Origin of the sequence: Sphingobium bisphenolivorans, assembly GCF_000412635.1 — a bacterium.
Lineage (GTDB): Bacteria > Pseudomonadota > Alphaproteobacteria > Sphingomonadales > Sphingomonadaceae > Sphingobium > Sphingobium bisphenolivorans.
On the sequence record NZ_ASTG01000011.1, the window covers coordinates 1 to 20509 of the forward strand.

Genomic DNA, 20509 nt, shown 5'->3' on the forward strand with positions numbered 1-20509 from the left:
CGCATCCTGTCAGTCGCCGCGCAGCGGTTCACTTCTTCGAGCCGCCTCCCCCGGAATTCCCGGATGATGCATTGGAACCTGCTGATCCCGACGAAGCATTAGAGCCGGCCGAGCCCGACGAAGCGTTGGAGTTGGCGGAGCCCGATGATGCGTTTGATCCGGCCGAAGCCGAAGAGGCGTTTGACCCGCTTGAGCCCGACGATGCGTTGGAGCCTGTTCCTGCCGGAGGAGCGCTGCCGTCCCCCGCCGAACTGCCCTGCGTTCCGCCGCTGGCGTCCGTTCCGGGTGTGCTGCCGGGGGTCGAGGAACTGCCCGACCCGCTTGCTCCGGCGGCACCGGGTGCACCATTGGCTGCAAAGAGCGCTGTTGTGTCGTCAAGCGCGCCGATGATGGACTCGCGCAGCGTCCAGGCGCCCACCGCGATTGAACTTCCCAGCACTGCCAGCATCAATGCATATTCAGCAGACGACGCACCGGACCGGTCTGTCCATGCTGACGCGATGATTCTGCCGAATTTAGCCATGCTTCCCCCGTTCCCCGCCGTTGGAATGATGCCGCGCGGGGGGGAGAATGTAAAACCCGTTAACGCTGTTGCGAGGAGCAGCAGGCGGATTTGCCGATGACGCTCAAGCGAAGGACGATCAGCAGGGGCGCGCCGAGATCAGCGTTTCACGAGATTGCTTATTCGGGAAATTTGGATGCCCGACAAGGATTCGAACCTTGATTGACGGAGTCAGAGTCCGCTCTCTTACCATTAGAGGATCGGGCATCAGCAGCCGGCAGTAGCCTGCCGGAGCCGCGCAGATAGGCGGGCTTTGGGCGTTGGTCAAGAGGCTTGCGGCATGCTCGCTGCACAAATCACGAGTGTCCCCTGGAAAGCATAAGCCCGCCGGATGCCTTATCGCATCCGGCGGGCTCTTGCCATGACCAAGGTCATGATGGCTGGGAGCCACCTCCCGAGATAGGAAGCGACTCCGTCATTGCAAACGGATCAGTCGAGATCCTGGGTGGTGAAGTCCTCTCCCTGGACCGCCGCCAGCGGATCGTCGCCGATCGCCGCTTCCGGACCCTGCGCCAGTTCGGCGGCATGCTCTTCAGCGGCCGTCTTGGGCGCGATCAGGTCAACCTGGCTCGAAGCCCGCAAAGCGGCCCGCATCGCCGCGTCACGCGACGAGGCGGCAACGCGCATGCGGTTCATGCCCGCGCCCGTGCCTGCCGGGATGAGGCGGCCGACGATGACGTTTTCCTTCAGGCCGACCAGCGTGTCCTTCTTGCCCTGAACCGCCGCTTCCGTGAGGACGCGGGTGGTTTCTTGGAAGGAGGCCGCCGAGATGAAGGAGCGCGTCTGGAGCGAGGCCTTGGTGATGCCGAGCAGCACCGGCTTGCCTTCGGCGGGCTGGTAGCCGGCCGGAAGCTTCGCGTTGATCTCGTCCATTTCCTCGCGATCGACCTGCTCGCCCACCAGCAGCGTGGTGTCGCCGGACACGGTGATCTCGACCTTCTGCAGCATCTGACGAACGATCGTTTCGATGTGCTTGTCGTTGATCTTCACGCCCTGCAAGCGATAGACTTCCTGGATTTCGGCGACCAGATATTCGGCCAGCGGCTCGATGCCGAGCACCTCCAGAATGTCGTGCGGGTCGGGCGAACCACCGATCAGGTTGTCGCCGCGCTTTACATAGTCGCCTTCCTGAACGTCGATCACCTTGCTCTTGGGGATCAGATATTCGACCGGCTCGCCGCCATCCTCGGGATTGATGGCGATCTTGCGCTTCGCCTTGTAATCCTTGAGGAACTGCACGCGGCCCGACACCTTGGCAATGATCGCATTGTCCTTGGGCTTGCGGGCTTCGAACAGTTCGGCGACGCGCGGCAGACCGCCGGTGATGTCGCGGGTTTTCGCGGCTTCGCGAGAGACACGCGCCAGCACGTCACCGGCCTGCACCTGCGCACCGTCATCGACCGACAGGGTCGCACCCACCGCCAGCATGTAGCGTGCAGCTTCGCCCGACTGGTCGTCGAGCAGGGTGAGGCGGGGACGCAGATCCTCCTTGGTGCGGGCTGCACCGCGGAATTCCGTGACCACGCGCTGAGCGATACCGGTCGCTTCGTCGGTCTGCTCGGTCAGCGTCTTGCCGTCGATCAGGTCCTGATACTTCACGATACCCGGCTTTTCCGTGATCACAGGCATGGTGAACGGATCCCACTCGGCGAAGCGGTCGCCCTTCTTCACTTCGTCGCCATCCGCAAACAGGATGGTGGCGCCGTAAGGCAGGCGGTGCGTTTCGCGCTCACGGCCCTCGCTATCGATGATCGCGATCTCGCCGTTGCGGGCGAGGCTGAGACGACGACCATTCTTGTCGGTGATGGTCGGCATGTCGCGCAGTTCGATCGTGCCGTCCGACAGGGCTTCCAGGTTCGACGTTTCGTTGAAGTTCGCCGCGCCGCCGATGTGGAAGGTACGCATGGTGAGCTGCGTGCCCGGTTCACCGATGGACTGCGCCGCGATGACGCCGACCGCTTCGCCGATATTGACCGGCGTACCACGGGCGAGGTCACGGCCGTAGCACTTACCGCAGACGCCCATCTTGCTTTCGCAGATGAGAGGGCTGCGGATCTTCACGGCCTGCGTGCCGATCGCTTCGATCTGCGCCACCAGCGCTTCGTCGAGCAGCGTGCCAATCGGCACGATGATGGTGCCGTCCTTGCTGTCGACGATGTCCTGCGCCGTGGTGCGGCCCAGGATACGCTCGCCAAGCGAGGCGATGACCGAACCACCCTGAACGATGGCCTTCATCTCCAGCGCCTTTTCGGTGCCGCAATCTTCCTCGACGACGGTGCAGTCCTGCGACACGTCGACCAGGCGGCGGGTCAGGTAACCCGAGTTCGCCGTCTTGAGCGCGGTGTCCGCGAGGCCCTTACGAGCGCCGTGGGTCGAGTTGAAGTACTCGAGAACCGTCAGGCCTTCCTTGAAGTTCGAGATGATCGGCGTTTCGATGATCTCGCCGCTCGGCTTGGCCATCAGGCCGCGCATACCGGCAAGCTGCTTCATCTGGGCCTGCGAACCACGGGCACCGGAGTGTGCCATCATGTAGATCGAGTTGATCTGGGCCATACGGCCGGTCTGCGGGTCCTTGGGCTGGGCGCGGATTTCGTCCATCATGGCGTTCGCCACCACGTCGCCGCAACGGCTCCAGGCGTCGATCACCTTGTTGTACTTTTCCTGCTGGGTGATCAGGCCGTCTTGATATTGCTGCTCATAGTCGGCCACCAGCGCCTTGGTCTCGGCAACGGTGCCTTCCTTGGAGTCCGGGATCACCATGTCGTCCTTGCCGAACGAGATGCCGGCCTGGAACGCGTGGCGGAAGCCCAGCGCCATGATGGCGTCGGCGAACAGCACCGTGTCCTTCTGGCCGGTGTGACGATAGACCTGGTCGATGACGTCGCCGATTTCCTTTTTGGTGAGAAGGCGGTTGACGACGTCGAAGGGCACCTTGTGGCTCTTGGGGAGGCACTCGCCCAGCAGCATACGGCCCGGGGTCGTCTCGAAGCGCTTCATATATTGCTGACCGTTCTCGTCGGTCTGCGGCACGCGGCTGATGATCTTCGAGTGCAGCGTCACGGCCTTGGCATAGAGGGCCTGATGGACCTCCTGCATGTCGGCCAGCAACATGCCTTCGCCCGGCTCGCCTTCACGCTCCATGGACAGGTAATAGATCCCCAGAACCATGTCCTGCGAGGGGACGATGATCGGCTTGCCGTTCGCGGGCGAGAGGATGTTGTTGGTCGACATCATCAGCACGCGCGCTTCCAGCTGGGCTTCCAGCGAGAGGGGCACATGTACGGCCATCTGGTCGCCGTCGAAGTCGGCGTTGAAGGCCGAGCAGACGAGCGGGTGCAGCTGGATCGCCTTGCCTTCGATCAGCACGGGTTCGAACGCCTGGATGCCGAGGCGGTGAAGCGTCGGCGCGCGGTTCAGCATCACCGGGTGCTCGCGGATCACCTCGTCCAAGATGTCCCAAACTTCCTTGCGCTCCTTCTCGACCCATTTCTTGGCCTGCTTCAAGGTCATGCTGAGACCCTTGGCGTCGAGGCGGGCGTAGATGAAGGGCTTGAACAGTTCGAGCGCCATCTTCTTGGGCAGGCCGCACTGGTGCAGCTTGAGTTCCGGGCCGGTCACGATGACCGAACGGCCCGAATAGTCGACGCGCTTGCCGAGCAGGTTCTGGCGGAAGCGGCCCTGCTTGCCCTTGAGCATGTCGGACAGCGACTTTAGCGGACGCTTGTTCGCGCCGGTGATGACGCGGCCGCGGCGGCCATTGTCGAACAGGGCATCGACGGCTTCCTGCAACATGCGCTTTTCGTTGCGGACGATGATGTCCGGCGCGCGCAGTTCCATAAGCCGCTTCAGGCGGTTGTTACGGTTGATGACGCGACGATAGAGGTCGTTGAGGTCCGAGGTCGCGAAGCGGCCACCGTCCAGCGGGACCAGCGGGCGCAATTCGGGCGGAATGACCGGCACGACGTCCAGGATCATCCATTCGGGGCGGTTGCCCGATTCCAGGAAGCTTTCAACCACCTTGAGGCGCTTGATGATCTTCTTGGGCTTCAGTTCCGACTTGGTGACGGCCAGTTCGTCCAGCAGCGCCTGCTTCTCGCCCTCAAGGTCGAGGTCCATCAGCATCTGCTTGACCGCTTCCGCGCCGATGCCGGCGGAGAAGGCGTCCTCGCCATATTCATCCTGCGCGTCGAGCAGTTCGTCTTCGGTCAGAAGCTGGAACTTTTCGAGCGGGGTCAGGCCCGGCTCGGTGACGATGTAGGACTCGAAATAGAGAACGCGCTCAAGCTGCTTCAACTGCATGTCGAGCAGCAGGCCGATGCGCGAGGGCAGCGACTTCAGGAACCAAATGTGCGCGACCGGCGCTGCCAGTTCGATATGGCCCATCCGCTCGCGGCGGACCTTCGACACGGTCACTTCGACACCGCATTTTTCGCAGACGATGCCCTTATACTTCATGCGCTTATACTTGCCGCACAGGCATTCATAGTCCTTGATCGGACCGAAGATGCGCGCGCAGAACAGGCCGTCACGCTCGGGCTTGAACGTGCGGTAGTTGATGGTTTCCGGCTTCTTGATCTCACCGAAGGACCAGCTGCGGATGCGCTCGGGCGAGGCAAGGCCGATCTGGATCTGGTCGAAGGTTTCCGGCTTCTGGATCGGATTGGCGAAGTTCGTCAGTTCGTTCATTTTTCAGTCCCTCTAGAGGGTAAATATTCGGGCTACCGGGCAGGAGAGGGAGCGCTGTCTTCGCAAGACAGCGCTCCGAGGTTCCCTTATTCCGCCGCCTGCGCGAAGTCGTCGCCGTCGTCCGCGACCTCGTCCATCGCAGCGAGTTCGACGTTGAGGCCCAGCGAGCGCATTTCCTTGACCAGCACGTTGAAGCTTTCGGGGATGCCGGCTTCGAAGGTGTCGTCGCCCTTGACGATCGCTTCGTAGACCTTGGTGCGGCCGACCACGTCGTCCGACTTCACCGTCAGCATTTCCTGCAGCGTATAGGCGGCGCCGTAAGCCTGGAGCGCCCACACTTCCATTTCACCGAAGCGCTGGCCGCCGAACTGCGCCTTACCGCCCAACGGCTGCTGGGTGACGAGGCTGTAGGGGCCGATGGAACGCGCGTGGATCTTGTCGTCGACCAAGTGGTGCAGCTTCAGCATGTAGATGATGCCGACAGTCACCTTGCGGTCGAAACGGTCGCCGGTGCGGCCGTCATACAGATCCGACTGGCCCGATGAGTGCAGGCCCGCCAGCTCCAGCATCGCCGACACGTCGGCTTCGCGGGCGCCGTCGAACACCGGGGTCGCCATCGGAACGCCGCGTGCCAGATGCTGGGCAAGGTCGACGATCTGCTCGGCCGTGCGGCCCTCAATCTGGTCGGCATATTGCGGCCCATAGGTTTCCAGGAGACGGGTCTTGACCGCTTCCGGCATCTCGCCAGCCTGCGCGTTCGGATTGGCTTCGCGCCATTCCTCCAGCGCATGCTTGAGCTGCTGGCCAAGGCCGCGCGCCGCCCAGCCGAGATGCGTTTCGAAGATCTGCCCGACGTTCATGCGCGACGGCACGCCCAGCGGGTTGAGCACGATGTCGACATGAGTACCGTCTTCGAGGAACGGCATGTCCTCGATCGGCAGGATGCGCGAGATCACACCCTTGTTCCCGTGACGGCCGGCCATCTTGTCGCCCGGCTGGAGCTTGCGCTTCACCGCGACGAAGACCTTGACCATCTTGAGCACGCCCGGGGGCAGTTCGTCGCCGCGCTGCAGCTTGTCGACGCGATCCTCGAACTTCTCGACGATCAGCTTCACCGCTTCGTCATACTGCGCCTTGACGGCTTCGATGCCGGCCTGACGCTGGTCGTCCGCTACCGCGAACTTCCACCATTCATGACGCTCGACTTCGCCGAGCAGGGCCTCGTCGATCTCGACGCCCTTCCTGACGCCCTTCGGCGCGGCGGTCGCGACTTGGCCCAGCAGCATTTCCTGCAGGCGGTTGAAGGTCGCGCGGTTGAGGATGGCGCGTTCGTCCTCGCGGTCCTTGGCGAGGCGGTCGATTTCCTCCCGCTCGATCGCCATGGCGCGCTCGTCCTTGTCGATGCCGTGGCGGTTGAAGACGCGGACTTCAACGACTGTTCCTGCAACGCCCGGCGGCAGGCGCAGCGAGGTGTCGCGCACGTCGCTAGCCTTTTCGCCGAAGATCGCGCGGAGCAGCTTTTCTTCCGGGGTCATCGGCGATTCACCCTTGGGGGTGATCTTGCCGACCAGGATATCGCCTGGCTCCACTTCGGCGCCGATATAGACGATGCCCGCCTCATCGAGGTTGCGCAGCGCTTCCTCGCCGACGTTCGGGATATCGCGGGTGATGTCTTCCGGCCCCAGCTTGGTGTCGCGGGCCATGACCTCGAACTCCTCGATATGGATCGAGGTGAAGACGTCATCCTTCACGATCCGCTCGGAGATCAGGATGGAGTCTTCGTAGTTGTAGCCATTCCAGGGCATGAACGCGACGAGCGTGTTGCGGCCCAGCGCCAGCTCGCCGAACTCGGTCGACGGGCCGTCGGCGATCACGTCGCCGCCCTCGATCAGGTCGCCGACCTTCACCAGCGGACGCTGGTTGATGCAGGTGTCCTGGTTCGAACGCTGGAACTTCTGGAGCGTGTAGATGTCGACGCCCGACTGGCCGGGTTCGATGTCTCCGGTGGCGCGGATGACGATACGGGTCGCGTCCACCTGATCGACGATGCCTGGACGCTTGGCGGCGATGGCCGCGCCGGAATCGCGCGCAACCGTGCCTTCCATCCCGGTGCCGACGAACGGCGCCTCGGCATTGACCAGTGGCACGGCCTGACGCTGCATGTTCGATCCCATGAGCGCGCGGTTGGCGTCATCGTTTTCCAGGAACGGAATGAGCGAGGCCGCGACCGACACCAGCTGCTTGGGGCTGACGTCCATCAGGGTGATGTGGTCCTTGGGCGCCATCAGAAATTCGCCCGCTTCACGCGCCGAGATCAGGTCTTCGGCCAGCGTGCCCTCTTCGGTCACTTCAGCGTTGGCCTGCGCGATGGTGTGCTTGGCTTCTTCCATCGCCGACAGATAGACGACTTCGTTGGTCACCTTGCCGTCGATCACCTTGCGGTAGGGCGTCTCGATGAAGCCATATTTGTTGACGCGGCTGAAGGTGGCAAGGCTGTTGATCAGACCGATGTTCGGGCCTTCCGGCGTTTCGATCGGGCAGATACGGCCATAATGGGTCGGGTGAACGTCGCGGACTTCGAAGCCTGCGCGCTCGCGGGTCAGACCGCCCGGCCCGAGCGCCGACACGCGGCGCTTATGGGTGACTTCCGACAGTGGATTGGTCTGGTCCATGAACTGCGACAGCTGTGACGAGCCGAAGAATTCACGCACCGCGGCCACGGCGGGCTTGGCGTTGATGAGGTCGTTCGGCATCACCGTCGACACGTCGACGCTCGACATGCGCTCCTTGACGGCGCGCTCCATACGCAGCAGGCCGACGCGATACTGGTTTTCCAGCAGCTCGCCCACCGAGCGGACGCGGCGGTTGCCGAGATTGTCGATATCGTCGATCTCGCCCTTGCCGTCCTTCAGGTTCACCAGTTCCTTGACCACGGCGAGGATATCCTCGGTCCGCAGCGTCGTCACCGTGTCCTCGGCGTCGAGGTCGAGGCGCATGTTGAGCTTCACGCGGCCCACGGCCGACAGGTCATAGCGCTCCGGATCGAAGAAGAGGCCGGCGAACAGCGCTTCGGCGGTTTCCTTCGTCGGCGGTTCGCCGGGGCGCATGACGCGATAGATGTCGCTGAGCGCCTGGTCGCGTTCCTCAGCCTTGTCGGCCTTCAGCGTGTTGCGGATCCAGGGGCCGGTTGTGACATGGTCGATGTCCAGAAGTTCGAGCCGATCGATGCCCGCGCGGTCAAGCTTTTCGAGATTCTCCGGAGACACCTCGTCGCCAGCCTCGATGTAGATTTCGCCGGTCGACTCATTGATGAGGTCATAGGCGCTGTAGCGGCCATAGACTTCCTCGGTCGGGATAAGCAGCGTTTCAAGCCCGTCCTTCTCCGCCTTGTTGGCGGCGCGGGGCGAGATCTTGTGACCGGCGGCGAACACGACTTCGCCCGATTTGGCGTCGACGATGTCGAAAGCCGGCTTCTGGCCGCGCCATGCTTCGGCGGTATAGGGAATCTGCCATCCGCCTCCGCCACGGACGAACGTGACCTTGTTGTAGAAATAGCCGAGCATGTCCTCGGGCGTCAGGCCCAGCGCATAGAGCAGCGCCGTGACCGGCAGCTTGCGCTTGCGATCGATACGGACGTTGACGATGTCCTTGGCGTCGAACTCGAAGTCGAGCCACGAACCGCGATAGGGGATGACGCGGGCGGCGAACAGATATTTGCCCGACGAGTGGGTCTTGCCCCGGTCATGGTCGAAAAGGACGCCCGGCGAGCGGTGCATCTGCGACACGATGACGCGCTCGGTGCCGTTGACGATGAAGGTGCCGTTCTGGGTCATGAGCGGCATGTCGCCCATGTACACGTCCTGCTCCTTGATATCGAGCACGGAGCGGGTTTCGGTGTCCTGGTCGACTTCGAACACGATCAGGCGCAGCGTGACGCGCATCGGCGCTGCATAGGTGATGCCGCGCTGACGGCATTCCTCGACGTCGTACTTGGGCTCTTCCAGTTCGTAATGAACGAAGTCCATTTCGGCGGTGCCGGCGAAGTCGCGGATCGGGAAGACCGAGCGGAGGGTTTTTTCTAGGCCCGACACATAACCGATCGAGGGATCGGAGCGGAGGAACTGCTCATAGCTCTCCCGCTGAACCTCGATCAGGTTCGGCATCTGCACCACTTCGTGGATGTCGCCGAATACCTTCCTGATGCGCTTCTTCGCGCCGGTATTGCTGATCGGGGGGAGAGCCTTGGTCGCCATTGCGTATCCTGCCTGTTTAATTCGTCGCATTTTTTCGCATCGCAGCGAAAATTCAGCCTGGCCTGCCGATTTCGGGGGTGATTCGCCCCTCTGTCGCCACGCAAAAAAGTGCGGGCCGGGACTGTCCGATCCGCACTGTCAGCACCTTGTGACCCACCGTTTCCGCCCAATCCCGCCGGTTTCGCGCGCTATTCGAACCCGGTCCCCGGGCGATCCGGGGGACGGTTCGCCACGCAAGCAATGCAACGTGACAAACCGAATTTCGAAAACGCCATATAGGCTTCTGCTGCAGGCTTGTGAAGGGGTTGCAGTGCTTGCACTTGTGGAATCTGCTTTGCTTGTAGCGGCTTCATGGTGCTGTAGAGAGCCAGGATGATTCGCTTTCCTTGCCTTTCTCGCCAGCGGGCGGTCGCGTGACGCCTTTGGGCTGGGCGGCTCGGCTGGGCGGCTTGTCCCTTGCAGCCACTGCGCCCGCCTTTGTCCATGCGGAAGGCCGGACGGATGAGGCGGCAGTGATCGTGACCGCCCGGCGCGTGGCGGAGCAGGCTGACATAGTGCCGATCAGCCTCGCCCGGCTCGACCGCGCGGAACTGGAACGCAGAAGCGCTGACACGCTGGCAGACGTGGCGCGGCTCGTGCCCAATTTCGCCGCTCCGATCGTCGGGTCCTTCGGCGCGCAGCAGCCGGTCATAAGGGGCGTCTTTTCCAACATCGGCGCATCCACCATCGGCCTCTATGTCGATGAAGTCCCGGTGCAGATCCGTTCGCTCGAAGTGGCAGGCAATCCCGATCTGCGCAGCTTCGACATCGACCGGGTGGAGGTGTTGCGCGGCCCGCAGGGAACGCTGTTCGGCGCGAATTCCATGGGTGGCACCATCCGCTATCTGACGCGACAGCCTCAGTTGAAAGGTCATGAGGCGCGGGTCAGTGGAGAGGTGGCGAACGTGGCGGGCGGGGGTTTCAGTCATGAAGTCCAGGCCGCTCTGGGCGCGGCTATCAAGCCAGGAATCCTGGGCGCTCGCGTGAGCGGCTATTATCGGCGTGACGCGGGGGTGATCGACCGGGCCGATCCTGTTTCGGGCAAGCAGGTCACCGACAATATCGATGCCGTCTCCGCCTTCGGGCTGCGGGCGGCCGCAAAGGCGGCGCTGGGCGAGCGATTGGAACTGACACCCGCGCTCTTCTATCAGGAGAGCAGGCGCGCGGACCTGCCCTTCTACGAGAGCGATCTTGGCCCCTTCCGGCAGTCCGCCAGCCTCAGACAACCAGGGCGCGACCGCTTCCTGCTTCCCAGCCTTACCGCGCGGTTCAATCTGGGCGGGGCGACCCTCACCAGCGTCACGGCCTTGCTCGACCGGCGCAATCGCCAGATCGTCGATTATTCCGGTTTCTTCGGCGAGATCGTGTTGGGCGGAGCGGTACCCGGCATTCGGACGCCGGGCGGCAGCTATAGCCGCACCACCGTTCGCCAGCGCAGCTTCACCCAGGAGGTGCGCATTGCCTCGCACGAAGACGCGCGCCTGCGATGGCTGATCGGCGGTCTGTTCCGGCACGCCCGGACCGAGATGGAGCAGCGGGTGGTGGAACCCGGCATAGAACAGCTCGCCCAATCGCAGCTTGGCCTTGCGATCGAGGATATCTTCGGCCTGCCCCTATTGCCGGGCGGGCAGAGCTATCATAGCCGCCAGCACATAAAAGAGCAGGATGTCGACGCCTTCGGGCAGCTGGCGTGGAGCTTCTCGTCCCGGTGGGAGACGACGGCCGGGTTGCGCGTCTCCCGATCCGCCCTGTCTTTCCGGCTGATGTCGGAAGGACCCTTCGCCGGGGGGAGCAATGCGATCGGCCCGCGCCACCAGCGCGCCACTCCGGTGACACCCTATGCCAGCCTCTCTTTTCGGCCGGCGGCGCACAGCTTGCTATATGTCAGCGGGGGCAAGGGATTTCGCGGCGGGGGGACCAATGGCGCCGTTGCCTCGGCCAGTTGTGCCTCCGACCTTGCGGCATTCGGCCGTGTCGATGCGCCGTCTAGCTACCGGCCGGATTCGCTCTGGAGCTATGAGGCCGGGGTGAAGTCAGGCTCGCCGGACGGGAAGGTTGATCTCTCGCTGGCGGCGTTCCGGATCGACTGGCGCAATATCCAGCAGTCGGTGACGCTGCCCAATTGCGGCTTCTCCTATATCGACAATCTGGGCGCCGCACGAAATCAGGGGGCGGAGTTCGCATTGCGCGCGCGGCCTTTTGGCGCTTTGACGATTGATCTGGCGGTCGGCTATGTCGATGCGCGGTTTCGCCGGGATGTCGGGCCGCTCGCCGCCGACGGCTCAGGCGGTATCGTCGCAGCCGGCGACCGCATCACCTATGTCCCGCGCTGGTCGGGCACATTGGCGGCGGAATATGGATTTTCATTCCGGGCGGGGCTGAACGGTTTCCTGCGGGGCGAGTGGCAGCATGCCGGCGGCTTCCGCCGTGCCCCCTCGGTTCGATCCGTCGCTTATGATGCGCGCGTCTACAAGGGGGAGGCGAGCGACCTGCTGCTGCTGCGCGCGGGCGTGGGACGCGATGGCTGGGAATTGTCCGCCTTCGCCGACAATCTGCTGGACAGCCGGGCCGTCCTGTTCCGCAATGCCGAGCTGGTGCCGGTCACCGGATCACCGCTTCGCGAGATGGCGCAGCGGCCAAGGACGATCGGCCTGTCAGCCTCGCTCAGCTATTAGGGCGACCGCGAGGCCTGGCGAGCGCGATGATCGGGGACGCGGCCAGGGCCAGCGCGGCATAGACCAGAACCGGCAGCTCGTAACCGCCATGCACGGCCCGCATCTGGTCGGTACAGAGCGGAGCCAGCGATCCGATCAGGCTGCTGACCATCGTATTGAGGCCCAGCAGGCGGGAGAACGCGTTCGGCTCCACCACCTCTGCGAGCAGCATCGATCCGGACTGCCCAGGCAGTGCGCTGGCAACGCCCCAGAGCAGGACGAACAGCGCTACCCCCGGCCAGCCGATCCAGCGCAGGCTGAGAAGGGCGAGCGTTCCCACCGCCAGCAGCAGCGCTGCGCCGATCAATACCGACCGCGCGCCGATGCGATCTGCGACAAGTCCTCCGAGCAGGAGCGCGGGCAGGCCCAGCAAATTGGCGATGCTGTATGCTGCTACCGCCCCGGATTGCGAAAGGCCCTGAACCATCAGGCCATCGACCGCCGCCAGCAATATGCCGTTGATGGAAAGCTGGAGCATGATGGTCGCGATGAGGATGCGACGGAAATTGCTATCGCCGAGGGCGCCATATGGGGCGGCTCTCACCGCCGACGGTTGAGCCGGTCCCAAGCGGCCGCCCGGCACCAGGAGCACCAGCGGCAGGCAGGCGAGCGCTGCCCCGCCGCAGGATGCGATAGCCGTGCGCCAGGACCATAGCTTTATCGCCATGCTCGTGAACGGCGGGATCAGGGCGCCCGCGACCACGGTGGCGCCGAGGAAAAGTGCCAGCGCGAGCCCGCGCCGGCTCTCATGCAGGCGGGTGATGATCGCGATGCCGGGAACGATGGTGGAGGCGCCAACCCCGGCACCGATCACCGCCATCGCGGCTGTCAACCCGGCCCGCTCCTGAGCAGCCGCGGCGGCGAAGCAGCCGCCAGCGGTCAGTATGATCCCGACGCTGAGCACGGGCCTCGCGCCCGTCCGGTCGATTGCCCAGCCGACCGGCAGATTAGCTATGCTCATCGCCAGCAGGAAAGCGCTGGCCGCGCCGCCCGCCTGCCCGCCGAACTCGGGGGCCATGGCGGGGAGGAAGACGCTGAGCGACATGAGCGTCCCGCCCTGTATCAGCAGTGCGAGCACCGAGAGGGCTGGGACTGGATACCAGGACACACCGCCCCGAAGGCCTGTCTGGTTAGGCGCAGGAGGAAAAGGTGATCGCACCAGTCCAGCTTTAAGCGATTCTACAATATGTTAAAGTCTGCGCCATGTCTGCTTTGTGCAATGCGGCGGGACGAAAGTCATTGTAATTGACTCCGCTTTCCGGGGCTGATGAACTGGACCGGGGTAATTTGGGGCAGGCGTGTGATACGCACGGAAGAGATTTATGATGCGGCGGCAGATGACGCCGCTTTCGACCAACTGGCGGCGACGCTCGCCGAGGCTGTTGGTGCGCGCTCGGCTGTCATCCACTGGGGTCATGGCGCCGATCATGCCGCCGAGATTTCCTACTCGGGCTATTTTTCGGACGCGCAGATGGCGCTTTACGACGAAGAGTTCCAGTCGGACGACATCTGGGGAACGGCTCTGGTCCAGCGCGACCAGGCCAATCGCGTGTGGAACTGCGAGGCCATCGTTCCTGACGCGGTCTATGAAGGCAGCCGCATCTATAATGAGTGGATCAGGCCGATGGGCGATGACACGTTCCACTGCTTGGGCGGCATCGTGCAGCGGGGTGCCGTGCTGGGCCATATCGGGCTCCACCGCGGACGGACGCAGAAGCAGTTCGACGCGCAGGAATTGCACGCGGTTCAGCAGAGCATCGATCATATCGGCCGCATGTTCGAGATTCGGAGCAAGCTTGATCGCGCGGCGCATTACGGCCGCTCGCTCCATGCCACCATCGACATGGTCGGCCATGCGGTCTTCACCCTGAACGCTCAGGGCGTGCTGATCGACTGCAATCGGGCGGCGGACCGGATCTTGAGCCGGGGCGATGCGCTGACGCTGCGACAGCGGCGGATCAAGGCCCGCGAAGCCCGTGACGAGGACGCGTTGCAGGCCGCGCTTCGTGCCGCCGCCGCGCGGCAGGATAGCCAGGCGAGCGCCATTTTCGTGCATCGGGAGCAAGGGCTCCCCTACATGTTGTCGATCGCCGCGGTGCGAATCGGTAGCGAGCGGCAGGTCGTCGTCATTGCCACCGACCCGGCAGACCGCGACATGAGCCTCACCAGCCGCATTCGGGCGCTATATGGGCTGACACGCGCGGAGGCTGAGGTGGTCGAGGCGCTTTGCGCGGGCCAGGGCCTGGAAGAATTGTCGCAGGAACGCGGCGTCGCGATCAACACGGTGCGGACGCAGCTCAAGAATATCTACGTCAAGCTGGATTGCAGCCGCCAGTCCGAGCTGGTGGCCCGTATCAGCCAACTGCCCCGCCTGTCATCCTTCGACGGACAGGATTGAGCCGCAGCTCTCGAAGCCCTCATGGCTTGGCGGGTGGGACGACGACTACCGGAGCTACTGGGACGGGCGGTACCACCTTGATCGTCTCAAACCGCTCCTTCCGCCTGACCCCCGTCAGCGCGGGTGGCGCGGCCGGCGGAGCTTCGGTCGCCCCTGCCGCCGGTATCCGCTGTCGCATGCATTCATCCTTGTTCGCCCGCTGGGTCTTGCCGCAATTCCATAGCGACCGCTGCAATCCCGTTGCGCTATTGTGGATATAGGCGAAGGCCATCGCCTCCATATTCTCATCGGTCAGCGGCAGTCCGCGCGGCGCGGAGCCCGACTGCCACGCCATGATGCGGCATTCGAGGCGGCCGGCGCAGAATGTCTGCGACAGCGCAGGCCAGCTGTCGGGGGAGGTCGATCTGTCCAGCTCGACAAGGAAGCTTTTCGCCCCCGGCGCAATCGCGACCAGCCGGACGCCCGCCATCACCTTGCCGAGCGATTCCGCGCCGATCATCTGCTGCGGCCTTGCCGTAAGGTCAGCGAGCTTGTCCCCGCCCAGCACCAGAGGCGATGAGCCCGGCAGCGCGCCGGCCCCGTCCTGATGCGCGGCCGAGAGGCGGGCGATGCGCGTGATCAGCGGCTCGCCCGGATCGGTGACACGACGAAAGGCGGGGGGCGTTCCCCACCAGCCGCGCCAGCGAAAGAAGAGGTGCGTGCCCACTGCGGTGATCTTGTCCAGGCTGCCGCTCCAATAGGGGACCACCCAGTCGGTATGATAATGGGTGGCGTAGCCGACCGGCTTGAACACCTTGCCGGCAAGCGCGGAACGGGCGATCTCCCGCGCTCTTTCCCACGCAACCTGTGTCGGAGTGCGGCCAAGGGCGCCATCGCAGGTGAAGGTGAACTGGCACCCGGTCGCACGCTCCTGTCCCTGGAAGACGACGCCGCAGACTGTCTTGGGGAAAGCCGGATGACGCACCCGGTTGAGCACCACCTGCGCAACCGCGCGTTCCCCGATGGCATCGTCGCCCGCTTCATACAGCTGCGCTGCGGCGAGGCAGTCGATGGCGCGGGCCAGATCCGTCTCCGACCCGGCGAAGATGAACGGGCGCGCCGCCGGGTTGGGCAGGCGCGAGAAGGGAATGGCGGCGTTGAACGCCCGCGCCTGTTCGCGTTCGAGTGCGAAGACTTCTACCGGATCGACGGGTGGGGGCGGAGTAGGCGGGCGCTTCAGACGGGCCGCTGCCACCGCCGCGAAGCGCGCCTCGCGCATCTCGACAGGGGCGCGCGTGTCGATCGCGGCGATCAGGGCAGGCAGGCCGATGAACAACGCAAGCCAGAGCAGCCACATCGCAGGATGTGGCTGTTCGGTCGATAAACCTTCGGTCATGCCCGATCCGGACCTGCCTTATTCCGGCAGGAAGTCGGGAACCGACAAATAGCGTTCGCCGGTGTCATAGTTGAAGCCCAGAACGCGGGTGCCGGCCGGCAGTTCCTTCAGCTTCTGCGAAATCGCGGCGAGCGTGGCGCCGGACGAGATACCCACCAGCAGGCCTTCCTCGCTCGCGGCGCGGCGCGCGAACTCTTTCGCGTGGGCTGCCTCGACCTGGATGACGCCGTCGAGCAACTGCGTGTGGAGGTTGGCGGGAATGAAGCCCGCTCCAATGCCCTGGATCGGATGCGGACCGGGCTGGCCGCCGCTAATGACATGGGAAAGGGTCGGTTCGACCGCAAAGACTTTGAGGTTCGGCCAGAGCTTCTTGAGCACTTCGGCGACGCCGGTGATGTGGCCGCCGGTACCGACGCCGGTGATCAGCACGTCGATCGGGCTGTGCGCGAAATCGGTCGCGATTTCCTGCGCCGTGGTGCGCACATGGACGTCAATATTGGCCGGATTCTCGAACTGCTGCGGCATCCAGCTGCCCGGCGTCTGGTCGATCAATTCCAGCGCGCGCTCGATGGCGCCTTTCATGCCCTTCTCGCGCGGGGTCAGGTCGAAGGTCGCGCCATAGGCCAGCATCAGGCGACGGCGCTCAAGGCTCATGCTTTCGGGCATCACGAGGATGAGCTTGTAGCCCTTGACGGCCGCGACCATGGCAAGGCCGACGCCGGTATTGCCCGATGTCGGCTCGATGATGGTGCCGCCCGGCTTCAGCGCGCCTGATTCTTCCGCCGCCTCGATCATGGCGAGGGCGATGCGGTCCTTGATCGATCCGGCGGGGTTCGACCGCTCCGACTTGATCCACACCTCCGTCCCTTCCGCCACATCGCCGAACAGCCGGTTAATGCGGATGTGCGGCGTATTGCCGATGGTTTCCAATATGGTGGATGCCTTCATTACGCTTTCTCCTGCATAGGCTCGGCCGCCCTTGTCTCGGGTGGGTCGAAGGTACGTGCGCGGCGCAGCTCTGGAAAGAGCCGCGCCCAGATTAAAGTGATGGCGATGGCGCCGATGCCCCCGCCGATCACCGCGACCACCGGCCCGACCAGCGCCGCCAGAAAGCCCGACTCTGCTTCGCCCAGTTCGTTGGACGCCGAGATGGTGAGCTGCGACAGGCTGGACACGCGGCCGCGCATCGTATCGGGCGTGTGCAGCTGGATCAGCGACTGCCGCACATAGACCGATACCATATCGGCCGATCCCAGCAAGATGAGTGCGCCGATCCCCACTTCGGCAGCGATGCTGGTGGGGAGGAAAGCGGTGGCGCCGAACAGGATCGTCGCCAGCCCGAACACCACGACCGACGCCAGCATCTTGAGGCCTACCTCGGTCTTCATCGGGCGGAAGGAGAAGAAGAGGGCAGTGGCACCCGCGCCGATCCCGGGGGAGGCGGCGAGATGACCCAGCCCCGCCGATCCCACATGCAATATGTCTCGAGCATAGACCGGCAGCAGTGCGGTCGCTCCGGCGAGCAGGACCGCGAACAGGTCCAGCGTGATGGTGGCGAGGACCAGCCGGTTGGTGCGGACATAGGTGAAGCCGTCGATCATCTGCCGCACCGGATGGCGGCTGGTGTCGCGCGGCGGCTGCGGCACGGGACCGATCAGCAGCATGCACAGCAGCGAAATGCCGAACAGACCGGCCGCCAGCGCATAGGCGCCCCAGGGCTCCATCGCATAGGCATAGCCGCCCAGCGCGGGTCCGATGATCATGCCGGTCTGCCAGACCACGCTGGAGATCGCTATGGCGTTGGGCAGCACCTCGCGCGGCACCAGATTGGGCGCTAGCGCACTGTAGGCGGGGCCATTGAAGGCGCGCGCGATACCGACGATCGCGGCGATGCCGAAGATCAGCGGCAGGCTGACCCACCCTTCATAGGTGGCAGTGCCGAGGATGGTCGATGCCAGCATGAGCAGGGCAAGGGTGAAGCGGGTGATCTTCCGCCTGTCGAAATGGTCCGCGACCCATCCCGTTACCGGGGTCAAGAAGAAAAGCGGCAGAAACTGCGCCAGCCCGATCAGCCCCAGCTGAGCGGAAGCGCCCGCCGTGCTCATCGTTTCGCGCGCGAGATTATAGGCTTGCCATGCAAGCACGATCATCATGCCATATTGCGCCAGAACGGCCGTGAGCCGGCCCAGCAGATAGGCTCTGAAATTGCCGAATTTGAGCGGATGGGGCGAAGCGGGAGAGGCGGTCATCGACCCCTCCTTAGCGGCTCCCTGCGCGCCATCGCAACCACACTGCTAGAGAATGTCCGCAGCAATTCTTGGCCAGGACATCATCTGGCTTTCGCCTGCGGGATAACGGGTTGAGGCCTATCGGTCAGGTCGCAGCAATATGCCGCTGACGGAGCCGTTGCGCACGGAGCAGACGAAGGGAACGGAGCGCATGCCGTCGAACGGCCCCACTTCGCCCTCGACTTCCCATCCGGTCGACATGGCGCGCGCCATTGGCCGCCTGATCACCGCCGCGCCGCGGCCGGCTTCGTCACGGGCTTTCGCGGCGCAGGCATTGCGTGCGGCGGTAGCGCTGTGGATGGCGCCGTAGCCGGGCGTTGCATAGGGTTGGCGTTTCGCGTCCCGCTCTGCCTGTCGGTCGCGCGCGATATCGCTGGCGATCGCTGCGTCGGTTGCGCGGCGCAACTGCCGATAATCCTGCGCCATTGCGGCTGTGGTGAGCGTGAGGCCGAGCAGGCAGGCCGCGATCCGGCAAATAGGCATCTCGATTCTCCTCTCCTGATGCGCAGCGCTCATTTGAACAGGCTGCCCAATATGCCGCGCACCAGCTGGCCCGCGATCCCGCCGGAAGACCTGCGGCTGGAGCCGCCGAACACAGCGCGGCCCAGTTCATTGGCGACTTGGCGACCGACCGAGGAGGCGGCAGAACGGGTGGCGGACTGGACTGCCTTGTCGAAGGCGGAGGGCTTGGCAGCTTCACGGGCGGTTGCGGCATCACGCCGTGCCTGTTCCTTCAACTGCGCCTCGCGCTGTTTCGCCTCGACCTTGGCTTGAGAGGCGGCTGCCTTGTCGGCTTCGGCCTGCGCCTTGGAGGCTTGCGCGGCGGCGGCTGCGGCCTGGCCCCGCGCCGCCAATATTTCTTCGGCCGACTCCCGGTCGATGGCCGCGTCATATTTGCCGGCACAAGGGGATACGGACTGAATGATCGCCCGTTCCTTTGTATCGACCGGGCCAAGCCGGGAGCGGGGCGGCGCGACCAGCGTGCGCTGGACGACGCCGGGCGAGCCATCCTCCTGCAACAGCGACACCAGCGCCTCGCCAACCTTCAATTCGGTGATCGCCGTTTCGACATCCAGGTCCGGATTGATGCGGAAGGTTTCCGCCGCCGCCTTGATCGCCTTCTGGTCGCGCGGGGTGAAGGCGCGCAAGGCATGCTGGACGCGGTTGCCGAGCTGCCCTGCAACATCTTCCGGGATGTCGATCGGGTTCTGAGTCACGAAATAGACACCGACGCCCTTGGAACGGATCAGGCGGACGACCTGCTCGATCTTGTCGGTCAGCGCCTTGGGCGCGTCGTCGAACAGTAGATGCGCCTCGTCGAAGAAGAAGACCAGCACCGGCTTGTCAGGATCACCGACTTCCGGCAGCGTTTCGAAAATTTCGGAGAGCAGCCAGAGCAGGAAGGTCGCATAGAGTTTGGGGCTCTGCATCAGCTTGTCGGCGGCGAGGACGTTCACATAGCCGCGCCCCTGATCGTCCACCTTCAGCATGTCGTGAATGTCGAGCGCGGGCTCACCGAAGAAATGGTCGCCGCCCTGGCTCTCCAACTGGAGCAATTGGCGCTGGATGGCGCCGACGCTGGCCTTGGTCACATTGCCATAGCGGGCGGAAAGGGTGTCGGCATTTTCCGCGCAATAGGCGAGCATCGCCTGAAGATCGCCGAGGTCGAGTAGCAGCAGACCTTCTTCGTCGGCATATTTGAAGGCGATCGACAGCACGCCTTCCTGTGTCTCGTTGAGGTTCATCAGGCGCGCCAGGAGCAGCGGCCCCATCTCGGTGACGGTGGTGCGGATGGGGTGGCCCTGCTCGCCATACAGGTCCCAGAAGATGGCGGGATTGTCGGCGTAGCTGTAATTTTCGACGCCGATCTCCTTCGCCCGCGCGACCAGCTTGTCGGCATTTTTCGCAGTGGGTGACCCGGCCATGGCGATGCCCGACAGGTCGCCCTTCACATCGGCGAGGAACACGGGAACGCCCAGCGCGGAGAAGCTTTCGGCGATGCCCTGCAGAGTGACGGTCTTTCCCGTGCCCGTCGCGCCCGCGATCAGGCCGTGGCGATTGGCGCGGCGCAGATTGAGAGTCTGGGGAACGCCACCGTCCTTATCCGGTGCGCCAAGGCCGATGAAAATACCGTCGCTCATCTGCGTCCTGCTCCTTGAAAAGGTCGGGCCGCGCCCGCCGGAGTCTGTCGCCC

General features: G+C 64.2%; 10 protein-coding genes, 1 tRNA gene and 1 pseudogene. 3 read left to right on the plus strand and 9 right to left on the minus strand.

Features of this window, described 5'->3' with window-relative positions:
• Positions 1 to 623: pseudogene (locus tag L858_RS21965) on the plus strand (hypothetical protein); the annotation flags it as partial.
• A 72-nt stretch (positions 624 to 695) separates the two neighbouring features.
• Here L858_RS21965 and L858_RS0109805 read toward each other — a convergent pair.
• The 3 genes from L858_RS0109805 to rpoB form a co-directional block, all read right to left on the minus strand.
• Positions 696 to 769 (minus strand) — tRNA-Gln (locus tag L858_RS0109805).
• A 222-nt stretch (positions 770 to 991) separates the two neighbouring features.
• Entirely contained in the window at positions 992 to 5248 is a 4257-nt protein-coding gene (gene rpoC, locus L858_RS0109810) for a DNA-directed RNA polymerase subunit beta' (protein ID WP_022682973.1), read from the minus strand.
• Positions 5249 to 5334: 86 nt separating this feature from the next.
• A complete protein-coding gene (rpoB, locus tag L858_RS0109815; RefSeq protein ID WP_022682974.1) occupies positions 5335 to 9501 on the minus strand; it encodes a DNA-directed RNA polymerase subunit beta in 4167 nt (1388 codons plus the stop codon).
• A gap of 386 nt (positions 9502 to 9887) precedes the next feature.
• Between rpoB and L858_RS0109820 the strand changes: the two genes are divergently transcribed.
• Positions 9888 to 12215: a TonB-dependent receptor gene (locus L858_RS0109820; RefSeq protein WP_022682975.1), complete on the plus strand. Its 2328-nt coding sequence runs from the start codon at positions 9888 to 9890 to the stop codon at positions 12213 to 12215.
• On the opposite strand, the gene L858_RS0109825 is transcribed toward L858_RS0109820, so the two are convergent.
• Entirely contained in the window at positions 12205 to 13362 is a 1158-nt protein-coding gene (locus tag L858_RS0109825) for an MFS transporter (RefSeq protein WP_022682976.1), read from the minus strand. The genes L858_RS0109820 and L858_RS0109825 overlap by 11 nt on opposite strands.
• Before the next feature lie 192 nt (positions 13363 to 13554).
• On the opposite strand from L858_RS0109825, the gene L858_RS0109830 reads away from it, so the two are divergent.
• The gene (locus L858_RS0109830) at positions 13555 to 14652 is read left to right on the plus strand and encodes a helix-turn-helix transcriptional regulator (RefSeq protein WP_022682977.1); all 1098 of its coding nucleotides are present in this window, start codon (positions 13555 to 13557) and stop codon (positions 14650 to 14652) included.
• A 19-nt stretch (positions 14653 to 14671) separates the two neighbouring features.
• Here L858_RS0109830 and L858_RS0109835 read toward each other — a convergent pair whose 3' ends face one another.
• From L858_RS0109835 to L858_RS0109855, 5 genes are all read right to left on the minus strand, one after another.
• Positions 14672 to 16027, minus strand: a complete 1356-nt coding sequence (locus L858_RS0109835; protein ID WP_022682978.1) for a cell wall hydrolase — start codon at positions 16025 to 16027, stop codon at positions 14672 to 14674.
• Between the two features lie 18 nt (positions 16028 to 16045).
• Positions 16046 to 16975 (minus strand): cysteine synthase A, encoded by a 930-nt coding sequence (cysK, locus tag L858_RS0109840; protein ID WP_022682979.1) that lies wholly within the window; start codon positions 16973 to 16975, stop codon positions 16046 to 16048.
• Positions 16975 to 18276: an MFS transporter gene (locus L858_RS0109845; protein ID WP_022682980.1), complete on the minus strand. Its 1302-nt coding sequence runs from the start codon at positions 18274 to 18276 to the stop codon at positions 16975 to 16977. Before L858_RS0109845 ends, cysK begins: the two co-directional genes overlap by 1 nt.
• A gap of 117 nt (positions 18277 to 18393) precedes the next feature.
• Positions 18394 to 18798: a hypothetical protein gene (locus tag L858_RS0109850; protein ID WP_022682981.1), complete on the minus strand. Its 405-nt coding sequence runs from the start codon at positions 18796 to 18798 to the stop codon at positions 18394 to 18396.
• Between the two features lie 29 nt (positions 18799 to 18827).
• Complete coding sequence (locus L858_RS0109855) at positions 18828 to 20456, minus strand: helicase HerA-like domain-containing protein (protein WP_022682982.1); 1629 nt, start codon at positions 20454 to 20456, stop codon at positions 18828 to 18830.
• Positions 20457 to 20509: the final 53 nt, after the last annotated feature.

Coding starts and splice junctions, on each gene's coding strand:
- L858_RS0109835 (WP_022682978.1), bottom strand. CDS start 16,027: ATGACCGAAGGTTTATCGACCGAACAGCCACATCCTGCGATGTGGCTG.
- rpoB (WP_022682974.1), bottom strand. CDS start 9,501: ATGGCGACCAAGGCTCTCCCCCCGATCAGCAATACCGGCGCGAAGAAG.
- L858_RS0109855 (WP_022682982.1), bottom strand. CDS start 20,456: ATGAGCGACGGTATTTTCATCGGCCTTGGCGCACCGGATAAGGACGGT.
- cysK (WP_022682979.1), bottom strand. CDS start 16,975: ATGAAGGCATCCACCATATTGGAAACCATCGGCAATACGCCGCACATC.
- L858_RS0109845 (WP_022682980.1), bottom strand. CDS start 18,276: ATGACCGCCTCTCCCGCTTCGCCCCATCCGCTCAAATTCGGCAATTTC.
- L858_RS0109850 (WP_022682981.1), bottom strand. CDS start 18,798: ATGCCTATTTGCCGGATCGCGGCCTGCCTGCTCGGCCTCACGCTCACC.
- rpoC (WP_022682973.1), bottom strand. CDS start 5,248: ATGAACGAACTGACGAACTTCGCCAATCCGATCCAGAAGCCGGAAACC.